This window comes from Streptomyces sp. ADMS (assembly GCF_033441795.1).
In the GTDB taxonomy this organism is placed as follows: Bacteria; Actinomycetota; Actinomycetes; order Streptomycetales; family Streptomycetaceae; genus Streptomyces.
On the sequence record NZ_JAVFVX010000065.1, the window covers coordinates 1 to 14,749 of the forward strand.

Here is a 14,749-nt window from a genome sequence, read left to right on the forward strand (position 1 = left end):
CGGCCGAGTCGGGGGAGACCTTCACCAGGCGCTGGTCGGTCCAGTGGACCAGGTCGGTGGACTCCCACACCATGATGGACTTGCTGCCGGTGCGCTGGGAGGCGTCCCAGTCGCCGTTGCCGTAGATCCGCAGGTCGGTGGCGATCTGGTAGAACTTGTCGCCCTCGGGGGAGCGGATGATGAACGGGTCGCGCAGACCCTTCTCACCGAGCGTGGAGGTCAGGACGGGCTTGCCGTCGTTCAACTCCCGCCATTTCAGCGGGTCGTTGCCCTTGCTGAGGGCCGCGTAGAGCTGTTCGCCGTCCGAGGTGCCCTCGCCGGTGAAGTAGCTGAACATGTAGCCCTTGAAGGCTTCCTTCGCGGGGAGTTCGGGGACCGTCGCCGTCAGAACGCGGGTTGCCGTGGCCGTGCCCTTGGCGATCGTCGCGGTCAGCTCGACCGTCGTGCCGCCGTCGCCGTGCGCGGGGCGGTGGACCACACCGTCGGTCGCGATGACGTCAGGGTTCGCCGAGGACCAGGCAACAGCGGTGTCGTAGAGGCCGGTTGAAGGCAGCGTGATGTTGCCTCGTACGTCGTCGATGTCCGGGACGGTCAGCGCCTCGGCGGCCCGCTGGGTGGCCGTCGCGTCGTCGAAGGTGGCCGGGACCGTGATGTCGAAGGTCCTGGTGTCGCTGACCGGGCCCTTCCTCAGGGTCGCCGTGAGCGTGGCGTGGCCGTCCGGTTGACCGGCGGCCGGGCGGGTGACGGCGCCGGTCGACGAGACCACGGAGGCGTTGTCGGTCGCCCAGGTGATGGCGGAGCCGCCCGCGGGGCCCGCGCTCGGCAGGGTCAGGTCGGCGATCACCGCGCTGGTGTCGCCCAGGGTCAGGGCCGCCGTGTCGGCGGCGACGCCCTGCGTGGCGACGGGGAGGGAGAGTTCCTCGACCTCCGTGCCGGCCAGCGCCCGGTCGTAGACCCGGAAGTCACGGATGTTGCCCTTGAAGAGGTTGTCGCCGGGATAGACCGACTTGCCTATGTGGTTGGCGGTGGTGGTGCCCGAGCCGATGGAGCCGGGCGTGAGGGTGATTCCCGTGTTGCGGCCCACCTCCACGCCGTCCTCGTAGAGCACGCCCGTGTTGCCGGTCTGGGTGTAGGTGATCTGTTTCCAGACCGCCCGCTGGAGGTTCGTGCCCGCGGACCGCGTCGTCTGTTCCGTCGACCAGTTGCCGCTGGCGATGGAGGTCCGGTAGGAGTTTCCCGTGGTGAACAGGTAGCCGTTGCCGGCCGTGCCGCTGGTGTTGCCGAAGCCGTAGACGAAGTACGGGTTGGACTGGGTGGAGTCGATCCTCACGTCCATCGAGACGGTGATCGAGCTCATGCCGCTCATGATGTTGTCCGGCACCTTGATGTAGGTGTCGGATCCGTTGAAGGCAAGCCCGTCACCGGAGTTGGACCAGCCGGCGGTCCCGTTCACCGTGCCGGTACGGCCGTTGCCCGAGGCGTCGGCGACGGAGGTGCCGGAGGCCGCGTCGAGCTTGTACCAGAGGGCCAGACCGTCGGTGATGTCCGCCGCGGCGGCGTGGGCGGGGGCCGACATGGCCAACGGACCGGCGAGTCCGAGGAGAAGCGATGCGGCGGTCAGTCCGGCGAGCCTTTCCGACCAGGGTCTGCTGTGGCCGCGTGATCTCGCGAGTTGCATCGTTTCGGCTTCCTCTGCTCGGACACGGGGGGAGGTGGCGGGAGACATCAGATTTCGTCTGTGTGTCCGCGCGTTGCGAGAGTGTCAATCGACGCGACCAGAGGCGTCAAGGGTTTTCGAACAACGTTCGGCAGGTCGGACAACTTGTTTCCATGCGAGGGACGCCAATCGGAATCGAACCCGTCACGAGCGTTGACGTGCGTACCTCGCGTACCTATCTTCTGGTCGAAGTTACGTACGGAGTCCGGGATTTCGAACGATGTGACCATGAGAAGGGACCTGCTGTGTTCCGTACCCGTCACTGGTTGACCCTCCTGGCGGCGCTTCTTGCGCTGCTGGTGCCCGTCGCGGGCATCCAGCCCGCCGCTGCGGCCGAGGGGCGCCCGTACACGAACCCGGTGAAGTCCCAGAAAGGCGCCGACCCCTGGCTGGAGTACTACGACGGCAACTACTACCTGGTCACCACGTCCTTCACCGGCGTCCTGACCATGCGCAAGTCGCCGACCCTGGCCGGGCTGTCGACCGCCCCCAGCGTGCAGGTCTGGAGCGACACCACCTCGACCCGCAACAACAACTTCTGGGCGCCCGAGCTGCACTTCTTCGACGGCCACTGGTATCTGTACTACTCCGGCGCGCCGAGCGGGGCCGCCTGCTGCGACCAGCAGCGGACCTACGTCGTGGAGAGCGCCGGCACCGACCCGATGGGCCCGTACACCTTCAAGAACCAGCTCACCGGGTCCAACCTCGACCCGGGCGGCTGGCTCATCGACGCCACAGTGCTGAAGCACAACAACAAGCTCTACCTGGTCGGCAGCGGCTCCATCGGCGGCAGCAAGCAGAGCCTGGTCATCGCGCCGATGACCAACCCCTACACGATCAGCGGCTCCACGTTCAGCCTCATCTCCCAGCCCACGCTGAGCTGGGAGACCTCCGGGGCGCCCGTCAACGAGGGACCCGAACCGCTCTACCACGGCGGCCGGACCTTCCTCACCTTCTCCGCGAGCTACTGCGTGACGGCCGACTACAAGCTGGGACAGCTCGAACTCACCGGTACCGACCCCCTGCTGGCGTCCTCCTGGACGAAGAAGCAGACGCCCGTCTTCCAGCGCGACGATGCCGCCGGGGTGTACGGGCCCGGCCACAACGGCTTCTTCACCTCGCCGGACGGCACCGAGAACTGGATCGTCTACCACGCCAACAACACCGCGAACGGCGGCTGCGGCAACGGCCGTACCACCCGCGCCCAGAAGTTCACCTGGAACGCCGACGGCACGCCGAACTTCGGAACCCCGGTCGCACTCGGCACGACGCTGCCCGGCCCGTCCGGCGAGACCGCGACGACCCCGACCGCGTACACGCTGGTCAACCGCAACAGCGGCAAGTGCCTTGACGTGGAGGGCGGGAACACCGCCGACGGCACCAACATCTTCCAGTGGACCTGCAACGGCGGCAACAACCAGAAGTGGCGCATCGAGGACCAGGCCAACGACACCAGCCGCCTGGTCAACGTCGCCACCGGCAAGGTGATGGACACCGCGGACTGCGCCACGGCCGACGGCACCGATCTGCGCCAGTGGTCCTGGCTGAACAACAACTGCCAGAAGTTCAGGCTTGTGTACACGGCCACCGGCGACTACGTCCGGATCGTGAACGAGTCCACCGGCAAGGTTGCCGACGTCGCCAACTGCTCCACGGCGAACGGCGCCGACGTACGCCAGTGGTCCTGGCTGAACAACAACTGCCAGCAGTGGCAGATCCGGCCCACCACGTGAGCCGCTAGGCCCACCACGTGAGCCGCTGGTGGAGACGGGTGTGGCCCGGCCGGAACTCCGGTCGGGCCACACCCGTCTGATTGTCCGTCAGTTCGCCGGCTCGGTCACCTTCGTGTCCGTCCTGCCGTCTACGGCCGTCGACAGCTGCGGGACCAGCCGCTCCAGCATGTACGGCAGGCTCAGCACCGACACGAACGACACCGAGTTGCCGTAGTCGCCGCTCTCCTTGACGAAGACCTCGCGGTCCTCCTTGGCCACCTTCAGGTCGGCGTACAGCGCGTTCTTGTTGAGCGTGGCCTCGTCCTTGGCGACATCGGAGACGATCCACACGATCGCGTCCGTGTTCAGGAGATCGGTGCGCTCCTTGCTGATGTTCGCCCCGAACTCGTCACCGATGACCTTGTCCAGGTCGGTGGGCAGCCTGAAGCCGAGGTCCGTGAGGACGCGCGAGCGCGAGTCCTGGCTGCCGTAGACGAAGATGCCCTCGTACGGGGTCGCCATCACAGCGGTGGCACCGGCGAACTCGGAGTGCTCGGAGGCAGCCGTGCTGAAGTCGGTCTCGACCTCGGTGACCAGCTCCTTCGCCTTGGCCTCCTGACCGAGCGCCTTGCCGATGGTCTCGGTCTGCTTCTGCCACGGCACGCCGTAGTCGTTGTACTCCTTCGGCTGGGCCACCACCGGGGCGAACTTCGACAGCGTGTCGTACTGCGCCTTCGTCAGACCGCTGTAGACCGCGAGGATCAGATCCGGCCGCAGCGCGGCGATCTTCTCGGTCTGCGGGCCCGTGCCGGTGTCCTTGAGGACGGTCGGCGCCGCCGCGCTGCCCAGCTTGTCCGCCGCCCACGGGCCGATGGCGCCCTTGTAGCCGCCCAGCCACTCGGTCGTACCGACCGGCACCTTGCCCAGTGCGAGCACGGCGTCCTGGTCGGTCAGACCGACCGTGACGATCCGCTTGGGCTCGGACTTGATGGTGGTGCTGCCGTACTTGTGCGAAAGGGTCACCGGGAAGGCGGAGCCGCCGGACGCGGTGGCTTCGGAGCCCGCCGTGTCGGAGGAGTCGTCGTCGGAGCCGCAGGCGGTGGCGGCAGTGAAGAGGAGCAGGACGGAGGTGAGCGCCGCGGCGAGCCGAGTGCCTCTGGGAGAGCCGAGCATCAGTGGTCCTTCACGGTGGTGTGGGTGTCGGTGCTGGGACGGGGCGTGGGGGGCTTCTCGGCTGTCGTACGGGTGCCGGACCAGGCCTGCCACAGGGAGGCGTAGGTTCCGGCCGCCGCGCACAGCTCGTCATGGGTGCCGCTCTCCACGATCCGGCCGCCGTCCATGACGATGATCCGGTCCGCGTCGGCGGCCTGGGTGAGACGGTGGGCGACCACGAGCGCGGTGCGGTCCTCGATCGCCCGGTCGGCTGCCTTCTCCAGCAGCCGCGCGCCGGTACTGCCGGCCTCGGCCGTCGCCTCGTCGAGTACCGCGACCGGCGGATCGGCCAGTACCAGCCGGGCCAGCGCCAGTTGCTGCACCTGGGCGGCGGTGAGCCGGTGGCCGCCCTCGCCGACGACGGTGGCCAGGCCCTCGGGGAGCGCCGACACCCAGTCCAGCGCGTCCACTTCGGTCAGAGCCGTGTGCAGCGCCTCGTCCGTCGCGTCCGCGCGCGCGAGACGCAGATCGTCGGCGAGCGGCCCCGCGAAGACATGCGTCTCCTGGGTGACCAGGGCAACCGGCAGACTGTCGGCGGACGTTGACACGCCGGTGAGGTGAACCGTGCCGGAGGTCGGCTCGTGCACCCCCGCGATGAGCTTGGCGAGCGTCGTCTTGCCCGCGCCGCTCGGCCCGACCAGCGCGACCCGCTCCCCGGCGGCCAGCGTGAGATGGACGTCCCGCAGGACGGGACGCCCCGGCACGTACTCGTGGTGGACGCCGGTCACGGTGACCGTGCCGGGCACCCGGTGCTGTGCCGTGGGCGCCGGGGGAGTGGTCTCGGGGGCCGGTACGTCCGCGACGCCGACGAGCCGGGCGAGCGCGGCCGTCGCCGACTGGGCGTCGTCGAGCAGCGCGAGGGCCTGGTTGACGGGGCCGAAGAGGCTGTGGAAGTAGAGCGCGGCGGCCGTGGCCGTACCGATGGACACGGAGTCGGCGCGCACCAGCAGGAACCCGGTGACCAGGACGGCGGCGAGACCGGTGTACTCGGCGAGGTGCAGCCGGTTGTAGAAGTCCAGCACCAGTCGCACGCCCCGCATCGTCAACGCGACCGCGGCGGACGAGCGCCGGGTGACGGACTCGGTGTGCGGCTCCTCCAGCCGGAACGCCCGTACGGTGCCGGCGCCCGCGATGGTGTCCAGCAACTGCTGCTGCTGGGCACCCATGGCGATGCGCTGCTCGGCGTACAGGGGCACCGCGTTGCGCACGTACCAGCGCGCGGTCCCCGCCTGGATGGGCACCGCGAGCAGCGCGGCCAGCAGGAAGCGCCAGTCCAGGACGGCCAGCGCGGCGAAGGTCAGCACGATGGCGAGCAGGGAGCGGGCCAGTTCGGGCAGCGCGTTGCGCACCGCCTCCCCGACCACCGAAACGTCCCTGGTGACACGGGCGTTGAGGTCGCCGGACCCCGCCTTCTCCACCTGCTCAAGGGGCAGTTGCAGCGCCCGCTCGACGAACCGCTCGCGCAACCGGGCCAGCACGGTCTCGCCGAGCCGGGACACCAGGGACAGCCCGAGTGCGGTGGCGCCGCCCTGCGCGACGGCCACCAGGATGAGGAGGACGACGGGGAGGGTGAGGTCGTCGGGCGGGCGGTGCTCGGCGACCAGGTCCACCATGCGGCCGAGGAGCGGCTGGACGAGCAGCCCGACAGCGGTCGCCGCGACCATCACGGCGAAGGCGCCGAGGGCGAGCCGGCGGTGCGGGCGGACCAGCTCGCGGACCGCGGCCCGGGTGCGCCGGGGTGTCGCGGTGGGAAGCAGCTCCCGTGCTCCGCCGGGTAGTTCGGAATCGCTCATGCCAGCACCGCCGCTCGGTAACTTTCGTGACGGTGTATCAGGTCCACGTGCGGGGCCGTGTCGGTGACCCGCCCGTCCTCCAGCAGGACGACCCGGTCGGTGACCGACAGCAGCGCGGGACTGGTGGTCACCAGCACCGTCGTACGGCCCTTGCGGATCTCCCGGACGCCGGTGGCGATGCCCGCCTCGGTCACCGTGTCGACGGCGGTCGTCGGATCGTGGACCACCAGGACGGGCCGCTCGGCCGCCAACGCCCTTGCCAGTGCGACACGTTGACGCTGCCCGCCGGAAAGAGAGCGGCCCCGCTCACTGACCGCGGTGTCCTCGCCGTCCGGGAGGGTCTGGGCGACCTGGGTCACACCGGCCGCGCTCATCGCCTGTTCGGGGTCGGCGGTGCCGGGGGCGGCCGCCGTGACGTTGGTGCGCACGGTGCCCGCGAAGAGGTCGGCGTCGTGCTCGGCGACCAGCAGTGCGGTACGCAGTTCGGCCGGGTCCAGGTCCCGCAGGGAAACGCCGTCCAGCTCGACGGTGCCCTTATCCGGGTCGTTCTGCCGGGCCAGGCAGCGCAGCAGGTCGGTCGCGTGGGCTGGGTCTGTCGCGACCACGCCCAGCAGCTCACCCGGTGCGATGTCGAGGTCGAGGCCCCGGAGCCCGCCGAGGCTGACCCCGGTCAGACGGACCGCGCCGCGCACCGGCTGGGCCAGGGCCGCCGCGCCCGGGGTGACCGTGTGCGGGGCGGCCAGTACCTCCGCGATGCGGGTGGCCGAGGCCCGGCCCTGGGCGAGCTCTGCGTTGACCCACGCGAGCACCTCCAGCGGGCCGAGGAGGAAGAGGGCGAGTCCGACCGCCGACACCAACTGGCCGAGACTGATGTCCCCCTGGGCGGCGAGCCGGCCGCCGACCAGGGCGACGGCGGCGATCAGACAACCGGTGAGGCCGAGCACCATGCCGCTCTGGAAGGCCTGCGCGCGGGCGGCCTTCAGGGTGGCCTGGAGGGAGTCGCGGCTGGTCGTGCGGTAGCGGGCGAGGGCGGTGGACTCGCCGCCGATGCCCTTGAGGATGCGCAGGCCCGCCACCAGGTCCGCGGCGACGGCCGAGGCGTGCGCGGCCCGCTCCTGCTCGGCCTCGCTCCGCGACTCCAGCGGCTTGCTCAGCAGATGGCCCAGCCACAGCAGCACCGGCGTGCCGAACAGCACGACCAGGCCGAGTGTGACGGACATGCGCAGCAGGACGACCGCACCGACGAGTATGCCCACGAGGGCCGAAATCCCGGCCATGGCGGCCGTGTTGACGGCGCCGACGCGTCTGGCGTCCTCGGTGGCGATGTTGGCGAGGGCACCGGGCAGCCGGCCCTCCTCCGCGCCGCCCCCGGGCGCCAGCACCCGGCGTACGAGGGTGATACGGAGGGTGTGTTCGGCCTCAGCGGCGGAACGTTCCGCGGACCAGGCGCCGAAGCGCCAGCTGAGCGCGAGACCGACGTAGACGACGGCGAGGACGGCGAGCCAGCTCAGCAGGGAGCCCATGTCGGAGCCCGTGACGGCGCGGTCGATGACGAGACCGATCAGGACCGGCACCATCACTTCGCCCAGTTGATGCCCGGAGCCGAGGAGCGCGCCGAGGGCGACGTCACGCCGCTGCCCTCTGACCGACCGGCGCAGGACGTCCCGCCCCGCCAGCTGTGAAGGACTACTCACCCGCACCCCTCCGGGATCGGACAACAGTTGGGGCCAGTAAGGCCTGCCCAAGTGCGAATGCGTGCGCCTCGGCAGGCCGAAACTTAGGTGAGGCTACTCTAAGTTGAAGACGGTTGCCCAGCGCTCGTGCCCACGTCAGTCGTGCGACGGCTGAGCAGGGAGTCGAGGATCTCTCCCGAGCGGACGGCGGTCGTCGACAGCAGGGTCGAGGTGAGGCCGTGAGTGTGCTCGGTCGCGCCCTGGAGGTAGATGCCGGCGGTGACATCGGGTGCGGCCTCGACCCGGTGGTCGCGGCCGACCCGTACGGCGTCGTTGTCGTCCCGCAGGCAGAGCTTGGCGGCTCTGCCCAGCATGGTGTCGAGGTCCCGGGGGCGGTAGCCGGTGGCGTGCACGAGCACGTCGCAGGAGAGCAACTCCCGTTCCCCGGTGGGGAGATACTCGACGGTGACGTCCAGCCGGGCGTCCAGTTGCTCGACGTCCCGGATGCGGGAGACGTTGCGCATCCGCAGCCGCTCGTGGCCCTGGACCTTCTCGCGGTACATGGTGGCGTACAGCGTCTCGATCAGGTCCATGTCGACCACCGAGTAGTTGGTGCTGCGGTGGTAGTCGTACAGGGACTGTTTCACCTCCGGCCGGGACCGGAAGTAGACGTCCACCGCCTCCGGGTCGAAGATCCGGTTGGCGAACGGGCTGTCGTCGGCGGGCGTGTAGCCGTACTTGGCGAAGACCGCGCAGACCTCGGTGCCGGGGAAGGAGCGGTGCAGGTAGTCGACCGCTTCGGCGCCGCTCTGACCCGCGCCGAGAACGAGAATGCGGTCCACCGAGGCGCCCGTGGCGGTCAACTCACGGGTGCGGGGGACCAGTTCGCTGTTGTGCCAGATACGGTCCGACAGGGTGGTGCCGGGCGGCACGTGCGGTTCGAGACCGACGGCCACCGAGATGTTGCGGGCCCGCCGGGCCACCGAACGGCCCGGGTCGCCGGGCGCGCGGCTGATCACGTCGAACCAGCGGACCTCGCCGCTCTCGGTCAGCACGGGCTCCACGGACACGACTTCGGCGTCGTACGCGACCTGGTCCGCGACCCGGGCCGCCGCCCACTCGAAGTACTCGTGGAACTCGATCCGCAGCGGGAAGAGTGTCTTCGCGTTGAGGAAGTCCACCAGCCGGCCGCGGTCCCGCAGGAAGCACAGGAAGCTGAAATCGCTGGTCGGGTTGCGCATGGTGACCAGGTCCTTGAGAAAGGACACCTGCATGGTCGCGTCGTCGATGAGCATGCCGCGGTGCCAGCCGAACCGCGGCTGGCGTTCCAGGAACTCGGCGCGAATCCGCTCCTCGGGCGTGGCTTGTGCGTTGTGCTCCGCGATGGCTATGGCCAGCGCCAGATTTGACGGGCCGAAGCCGATACCGAGCACGTCATGGATGGCGTCCGGTTCGTCGTGCAGTGCGTTCACCGCAACTTCCCTTCCCCTAGGCGCCACTGATGTTAAATAAGGTTAGCCTTACCTTGCAATGGTGTGTCCTACGGAAGGATCGACTATGCGGGTCGTCATGTTCGGCTACCAGACCTGGGGGCACCGCACGCTCCAGGCCCTGCTGGACTCCGATCACGAGGTGGTCATGGCGGTCACCCACCCCAAGAGCGACCACGTATACGAGAAGATCTGGGACGACTCGGTGGCCGACCTCGCCGAGAAGCACGGCATCCCGGTCCTGCTGCGCAACCGCCCGGACGACCTCGAACTCCGCAATGCATTGCGGGAGTTGGATCCGGACCTGATCGTCGCCAACAACTGGCGCACGGTCCTGCCCCCCGAGATCTTCGACCTCCCCGCGCACGGCACGCTCAACATCCACGACTCGCTGCTGCCGGCGTACGCGGGCTTCTCCCCGCTGATCTGGGCGCTCATCAACGGCGAGCGGGAGGTCGGAGTCACCGCCCACCGAATGAACGCCGAACTCGATGCCGGTGACGTGCTGCTGCAGCGGGCGGTGCCGGTGGGAGCGCGCGACACCGTGACCGACCTCTTCCACCGCACTGTGGACTTGATCACGCCGGTCGTTCACGAGTCCCTCGCGCTCATCGACTCCGGCCGCGCGGAATGGATCCCCCAGGACCGCGGCCGGGCGAGCTTCTTCCACAAGCGGTCCCTGGAGGACAGCCGCATCGACTGGACCTGGCCGGCCGAGGACCTGGAACGCCTGATCCGCGCCCAGTCGGACCCGTATCCCAACGCCTTCACGCATCACAAGGGGCAGCGGATACGGATCGTCGAGGCCGCGGTGTCGGAGGGCTGCTACGGCGGCACACCGGGCCGGATCTTCATCCGAGAGGGCGACGGGATCGTCGTCGTCGCGGGTACGGAGGCGCGGAACGGGCGGCTGCGGGGCCTGCTGGTGAAGCGGGTCCGGGCGGAGGACGGCTCGGAGATCGCGGCGACGGAGTACTTCCGGACGATGGGCGGGTATCTGACGGCGCGACCCTGACGCGGGTGGCAGGGGCCGAGGGCGGACCTGTTCCGTTCGACGCGGATGCGTGATCACGTCAGGATTGCGCCATGCCGGACCTGCGAACCGAACGACTGGTCCTCCGCTCCCGGCGAGATTCCGACCTCGTCCCCGGGGCGGCCATGAACGCCGCCCCGGAGGTCCGTGAACACCTCGGCAACGTGCTCACCCGTGAACAGAGCGATGCCTCCGCCGCCCGCTCCCAGACCGGCCCCGACGAACGGGGCTGGGGCTGGTGGGCGGTGGAGGTCACGGGCACCGGTGAGTTCGTCGGGTCGCCGGGCTGGACCCGGTGGAGGCGACATGGCGTTCGACGGGGTCGAGGCGGGATGGCGGCTGGCCCGCTCCGAGTGGGGACACGGATACGCAACCGAGGATGCCAGGGAGGTACTTGCTCACGCCTTCGACGAGAAGGGTGTCGGCCTCGAAGAGGTCCTGGCGATCACGACGGCCACCAGCCTCCGCTCGCAGGCGGTGATGCGACGCCTCGGCATGACCCACGACCCGAAGAGGGACTTCGACGACCTGACCGTCCCGGAGGGACCGCTGCGGCGGAACGTGGTGTACGGGATCCGGGCGGGTGCCTGGGCGTAGCCGATGAGTGTGTGTCAGAGGTGCGGCCTCCGGGCGTTGGGCTCCTGGTACGCGCCCTCGTCGGCGGCGCGGTCGACGCGCAGCAGCCCAAGGCCGGCCAAGGTGTTCGCCCCTGCCGCCCCTACCCGTCCCGTCCTCGGGGGCTCCGCCCCCGAACCCCCGCTCCTCAAACTCCCCCAGAGGGGGACCCCCAAGGGGCTGAAATACCCAGCCGTCCGGCGTTTGAGGACGAGGCCGTCAGGCCGAAGCGGGGGTCTGGGGGCCGGCAGCCCCCAGGGATGGGACGGGTAGGGGCGGCGGGGGCGGGGAACCTACCCGTCCCGGTGGGTCGGCACGCCCCGGCCCGCCGCCACCGGCACCTCACCCTCGTCGGTCGCTCAACCGGCCAGGTACGTGCGTCAGATCCCTCGATTCCCAGGGTCACGAGCCTGTCCTGGCACGCACGTCCTGATGGTGGCGGCCCATGGGGATCACCATGGGGGTGTCGCTGACCGGGTCGAGGGTGATGCGGCACGTCAGGTCGAAGACGTCCTCCATGATCTCCGCCGTGATGACCTCCGCCGGCGGGCCCTCCGCAGCGATCCGGCCGCCCTTCATGGCGACGACGTGATCGGCGTACCGGCAGGCCTGGTTGAGGTCGTGCAGGACCATCACGACGGTGCGGTTCTCGCGGCGGTTGAGGTCCGTGATGAGGTCCAGTACGTCGATCTGGTGGGCCAGGTCGAGATACGTCGTCGGCTCGTCCAGGAGGAGTACGGGGGTGCCCTGGGCGACCGCCATCGCGATCCACGCCCGCTGCCGCTGACCGCCGGACAACTCGTCCACCGGGCGGTCCGCGAGGTCGGTCATGTCGGTCGCGGCGAGCGCCTCGTGCACGGCCTGTTCGTCTGCCTTCGACCACTGCCGCCACCACGTCTGGTGCGGTGAACGGCCCCGGTTGACAAGGTCGATGACCGTCAACCCCTCCGGCGCCACCGGGCTTTGGGGCAGGATGCCCAGGCGCTGCGCCAACTCCCTGGTGGGGATTGACTGGAGGGCCCGGCCGTCCAGGTGCACGGCGCCCTCGCGAGGCGCCAGCAGCCGGGCCAGGGCGCGCAACAGCGTTGACTTTCCACAGGCGTTGGCGCCGACGATGGCCGTGATCCGGCCCGGCGGTACCGCCAGGTCGAGGCCGTCCACCACTACCCGCTTGTCGTACGACAGCCGAAGCCCCGTCGCTCTCAGGTCCGGGTCGGCGGCGGGCTCCGTGGTGCTGGGCAGGGGATCGGCCGGCATCGCGTCCTCGGGGGTCGTGGCCTCGGCCGAAGCCAGGGCGTCAGCCGGCATCGTGGGGTCCGTCGACATGGGATCAGCCTCCTGAACCCGCGCGGTTGGCGCGGACGAGCAGCCAGAGCAGGATGGGCGCGCCGAGCACGCCGGTGACGATTCCGACCGGCAGTTCCGTGCCGGAGATCAGCGTACGGGCGATGAGGTCGCTGCCGAGGACCATCAGCGCCCCGGTCAGTCCCGAGGCGAGCGTGGGCGGCCAGGCGGTGCGCGCCAGGCGCAGGGCGATCTGCGGAGCGGCCAGCGCCACGAAGGCCACCGGTCCGGCGGCGGCGGTCGCGAAGGCGATCAGCCCGACGCCGGAGAGGAGGACGGCGAGGCGCACGGGCTGTACGCGGGTGCCGAGGCCGATGGCCACATCGTCGCCGAGCTGGAGCGTGCGCAGCAGCCGGCCGAGCAGCAGTGCCGTCGGCAGCAGGACGGCGACGGCGATCGCGAGCGGCCCGACCTGCGACCACGTACGGCCGTTGAGGTTGCCGACGAGCCAGCCCAGCGCGGCCTGCGCCTGGAACCGGCCGCCCTTGGCGACCAGGTAGTCGGTGGCGCTCGTACAGATCCAGGCGACACCGATCCCGACCAGGATGATCCGGTAGCCGGTGGTGCCGCGCCGCCAGGCCAGCGTGTACACGACGAGGGCCGTGGTCAGCGCGCCGAGCAGACCGAGCGTCTGGGTGCCGAGGCCGCCGTCCCAGCCCAGGACGATGCCCGCGACCACGAACGTGCCCGCGCCCTGGGTGAGGCCGATCATGTCGGGGCTGGCCAGCGGATTGCGGGTCATCGTCTGGAACAGTCCGCCGGACACCCCGAACGCGATCCCTGCCAGCAGCCCCACCAGGGCGCGCGGCAACCGCAGTTCCTGGACCACGAGCACGGTTCCGGGGTCGCCGGAGCGGACCAGGGCGCGTACGACGTCGGTGAAGGCGATCGGGTAGTCGCCGCTCGTCAGGCTCCAGCAGAAGAGGAGGAAGGTGCTGACGGCGAGCAGCGCGGAGACAGCCACCAGCCGGGGCCGGATCACCCCGGAGACCGGGGGAACGGCCAGGCGGTAGGTCCGCCGGGCGCGGACGGCAGCAAGGGCGGGCGCCGGGGTGGCAGAGGGGTCCGCGGACCTGGGGTTCGTCATGCTCACACCTCCGCCAGTTTCCGGCGCCGCACCAGGACGATGAAGAAGGGCCCGCCGATGAAGGCGACGATCACCCCGGCCTGGACCTCGATGGGCCGGGCCACCAGGCGCCCGACGATGTCCGCAGCGAGCAGCAGGCTCGGCGCCAGCACGGCGGACAGCGGCAGCAGCCACCGCTGGTCGGGGCCGATCCCCGCCATCTGGGCCAGCACGCGGGCGACATGGGGCACCACGAGCCCGATGAAGACGACCGGGCCGATGACCGCGACAGCGGCCCCGGTCAACAGCGTGACGGCGGTGACGCCCTGGAGCCGGACCAGACCCGGCCGGCGGCCGAGAGAGGCCGCGACGTCGTCGCCCAGGGCCATGCTGTTGAGGGCGGGCGCGGAGGCGAGGGCCAGCAGCGCGCCCACGGCGAGGAAGGGCAGGATCCGCAGGACGGTGTCACCGTCCTGGTCGGCCATCGAACCGGCGGACCAGAAGCGGTAGCGGTTGAGCGCGTCGGCGTCGGTCAGCACGATCGCGCTGGTCAGGGAGGACAGCAGAGAGGTCACGGCGATACCGGAGAGTGCCAGCTTGACCGGTGTGAGCCCGGAGCGGCCGAGCCTGCCCAGCAGGTACACGAGGATGCTGGCTGCCATCGCGCCCGCGAACGCGAACCACACGTATCCGTAGAACGACCCGATTCCGAGCACTCCGACGGCCACCACGATCGCGAACGAGGCACCGGCGCTCACCCCGAGGATTCCCGGGTCCGCGAGCGGATTGCGGGTCAGCGCCTGCATGAGCGCGCCCGACAGGCCGAGCGCCGCCCCGGCCGTCAGCCCGAGTGCCGTACGAGGTACCCGTGCCGACCAGATGACGTTGTCCACGAACCGGCTGGGCGCGTCACCGAACAGCGCCCGCACCACCTGATCGGGCGGAATGCCGGCCGCGCCGAGAGCGAGGGACAGAAGGCACAGTCCGAGCAGGGCGGCGCCCAGCACCGCCACAAGAAGAAGAGGGCGAACCCTTCTGCCCCGCGTCACCGTGCGGTCTCCAACGGGTAACTCCCTTAGGTTAGGCAGGCCTTA

At 70.2% G+C, this 14,749-nt stretch carries 10 protein-coding genes and 1 pseudogene; 3 read left to right on the forward strand and 8 right to left on the reverse strand.

All coding sequences use genetic code 11. The features are described from left to right. Nucleotides 1–1,678, reverse strand: a 1,678-nt coding sequence (locus tag RB628_RS25720) for an immunoglobulin-like domain-containing protein (protein WP_318322881.1), incomplete at its 3' end; no start/stop codon positions are given. Nucleotides 1,679–1,962: 284 nt separating this feature from the next. On the opposite strand from RB628_RS25720, the gene RB628_RS25725 reads away from it, so the two are divergent. Then, nucleotides 1,963–3,450 carry a family 43 glycosylhydrolase gene (locus tag RB628_RS25725; RefSeq protein WP_318322882.1) on the forward strand — a complete coding sequence of 496 codons (1,488 nt, stop codon included), beginning with the start codon at nt 1,963–1,965 and terminating at the stop codon, nt 3,448–3,450. 87 nt (nt 3,451–3,537) lie between these two features. On the opposite strand, the gene RB628_RS25730 is transcribed toward RB628_RS25725, so the two are convergent. The 4 genes from RB628_RS25730 to RB628_RS25745 all read right to left on the reverse strand — a co-directional run bounded on the left by RB628_RS25730 (nt 3,538) and on the right by RB628_RS25745 (nt 9,579). Next, entirely contained in the window at nt 3,538–4,602 is a 1,065-nt protein-coding gene (locus tag RB628_RS25730; RefSeq protein ID WP_318322883.1) for an iron-siderophore ABC transporter substrate-binding protein, read from the reverse strand. Further along, entirely contained in the window at nt 4,602–6,434 is a 1,833-nt protein-coding gene (locus RB628_RS25735; RefSeq protein WP_318322884.1) for an ABC transporter ATP-binding protein, read from the reverse strand. The genes RB628_RS25730 and RB628_RS25735 overlap by 1 nt, the downstream gene beginning before the upstream one ends. After that, nucleotides 6,431–8,128, reverse strand: a complete 1,698-nt coding sequence (locus RB628_RS25740; protein ID WP_318322885.1) for an ABC transporter ATP-binding protein — start codon at nt 8,126–8,128, stop codon at nt 6,431–6,433. The genes RB628_RS25735 and RB628_RS25740 overlap by 4 nt, the downstream gene beginning before the upstream one ends. A 98-nt stretch (nt 8,129–8,226) precedes the next feature. Next, a complete protein-coding gene (locus RB628_RS25745; RefSeq protein WP_318322886.1) occupies nt 8,227–9,579 on the reverse strand; it encodes a lysine N(6)-hydroxylase/L-ornithine N(5)-oxygenase family protein in 1,353 nt (450 codons plus the stop codon). 85 nt (nt 9,580–9,664) lie between these two features. On the opposite strand from RB628_RS25745, the gene RB628_RS25750 reads away from it, so the two are divergent. Together RB628_RS25750 and RB628_RS25755 are read left to right on the forward strand one after the other, a co-directional pair. Next, nucleotides 9,665–10,612 (forward strand): methionyl-tRNA formyltransferase, encoded by a 948-nt coding sequence (locus RB628_RS25750; RefSeq protein WP_318322887.1) that lies wholly within the window; start codon nt 9,665–9,667, stop codon nt 10,610–10,612. 71 nt (nt 10,613–10,683) lie between these two features. Continuing rightward, nucleotides 10,684–11,227, forward strand: a pseudogene (locus RB628_RS25755) (GNAT family N-acetyltransferase). Between the two features lie 420 nt (nt 11,228–11,647). Here RB628_RS25755 and RB628_RS25760 read toward each other — a convergent pair. The 3 genes from RB628_RS25760 to RB628_RS25770 form a co-directional block, all read right to left on the reverse strand. Further along, nucleotides 11,648–12,502, reverse strand: a complete 855-nt coding sequence (locus RB628_RS25760) for an ABC transporter ATP-binding protein (RefSeq protein ID WP_318322901.1) — start codon at nt 12,500–12,502, stop codon at nt 11,648–11,650. A 73-nt stretch (nt 12,503–12,575) separates the two neighbouring features. Beyond that, nucleotides 12,576–13,676 (reverse strand): FecCD family ABC transporter permease, encoded by a 1,101-nt coding sequence (locus RB628_RS25765; RefSeq protein ID WP_318322888.1) that lies wholly within the window; start codon nt 13,674–13,676, stop codon nt 12,576–12,578. Nucleotides 13,677–13,678: 2 nt separating this feature from the next. Then, nucleotides 13,679–14,704, reverse strand: a complete 1,026-nt coding sequence (locus RB628_RS25770) for a FecCD family ABC transporter permease (RefSeq protein WP_318322889.1) — start codon at nt 14,702–14,704, stop codon at nt 13,679–13,681. Between the last annotated feature and the right edge of the window lie 45 nt (nt 14,705–14,749).

What these genes read in the sequence shown, in the direction of transcription:
- RB628_RS25730 (WP_318322883.1), bottom strand. Translation starts at nt 4,602, where the DNA reads ATGCTCGGCTCTCCCAGAGGCACTCGGCTCGCCGCGGCGCTCACCTCC.
- RB628_RS25735 (WP_318322884.1), bottom strand. Translation starts at nt 6,434, where the DNA reads ATGAGCGATTCCGAACTACCCGGCGGAGCACGGGAGCTGCTTCCCACC.
- RB628_RS25750 (WP_318322887.1), top strand. Translation starts at nt 9,665, where the DNA reads ATGCGGGTCGTCATGTTCGGCTACCAGACCTGGGGGCACCGCACGCTC.
- RB628_RS25760 (WP_318322901.1), bottom strand. Translation starts at nt 12,502, where the DNA reads ATGCCGGCCGATCCCCTGCCCAGCACCACGGAGCCCGCCGCCGACCCG.
- RB628_RS25765 (WP_318322888.1), bottom strand. Translation starts at nt 13,676, where the DNA reads ATGACGAACCCCAGGTCCGCGGACCCCTCTGCCACCCCGGCGCCCGCC.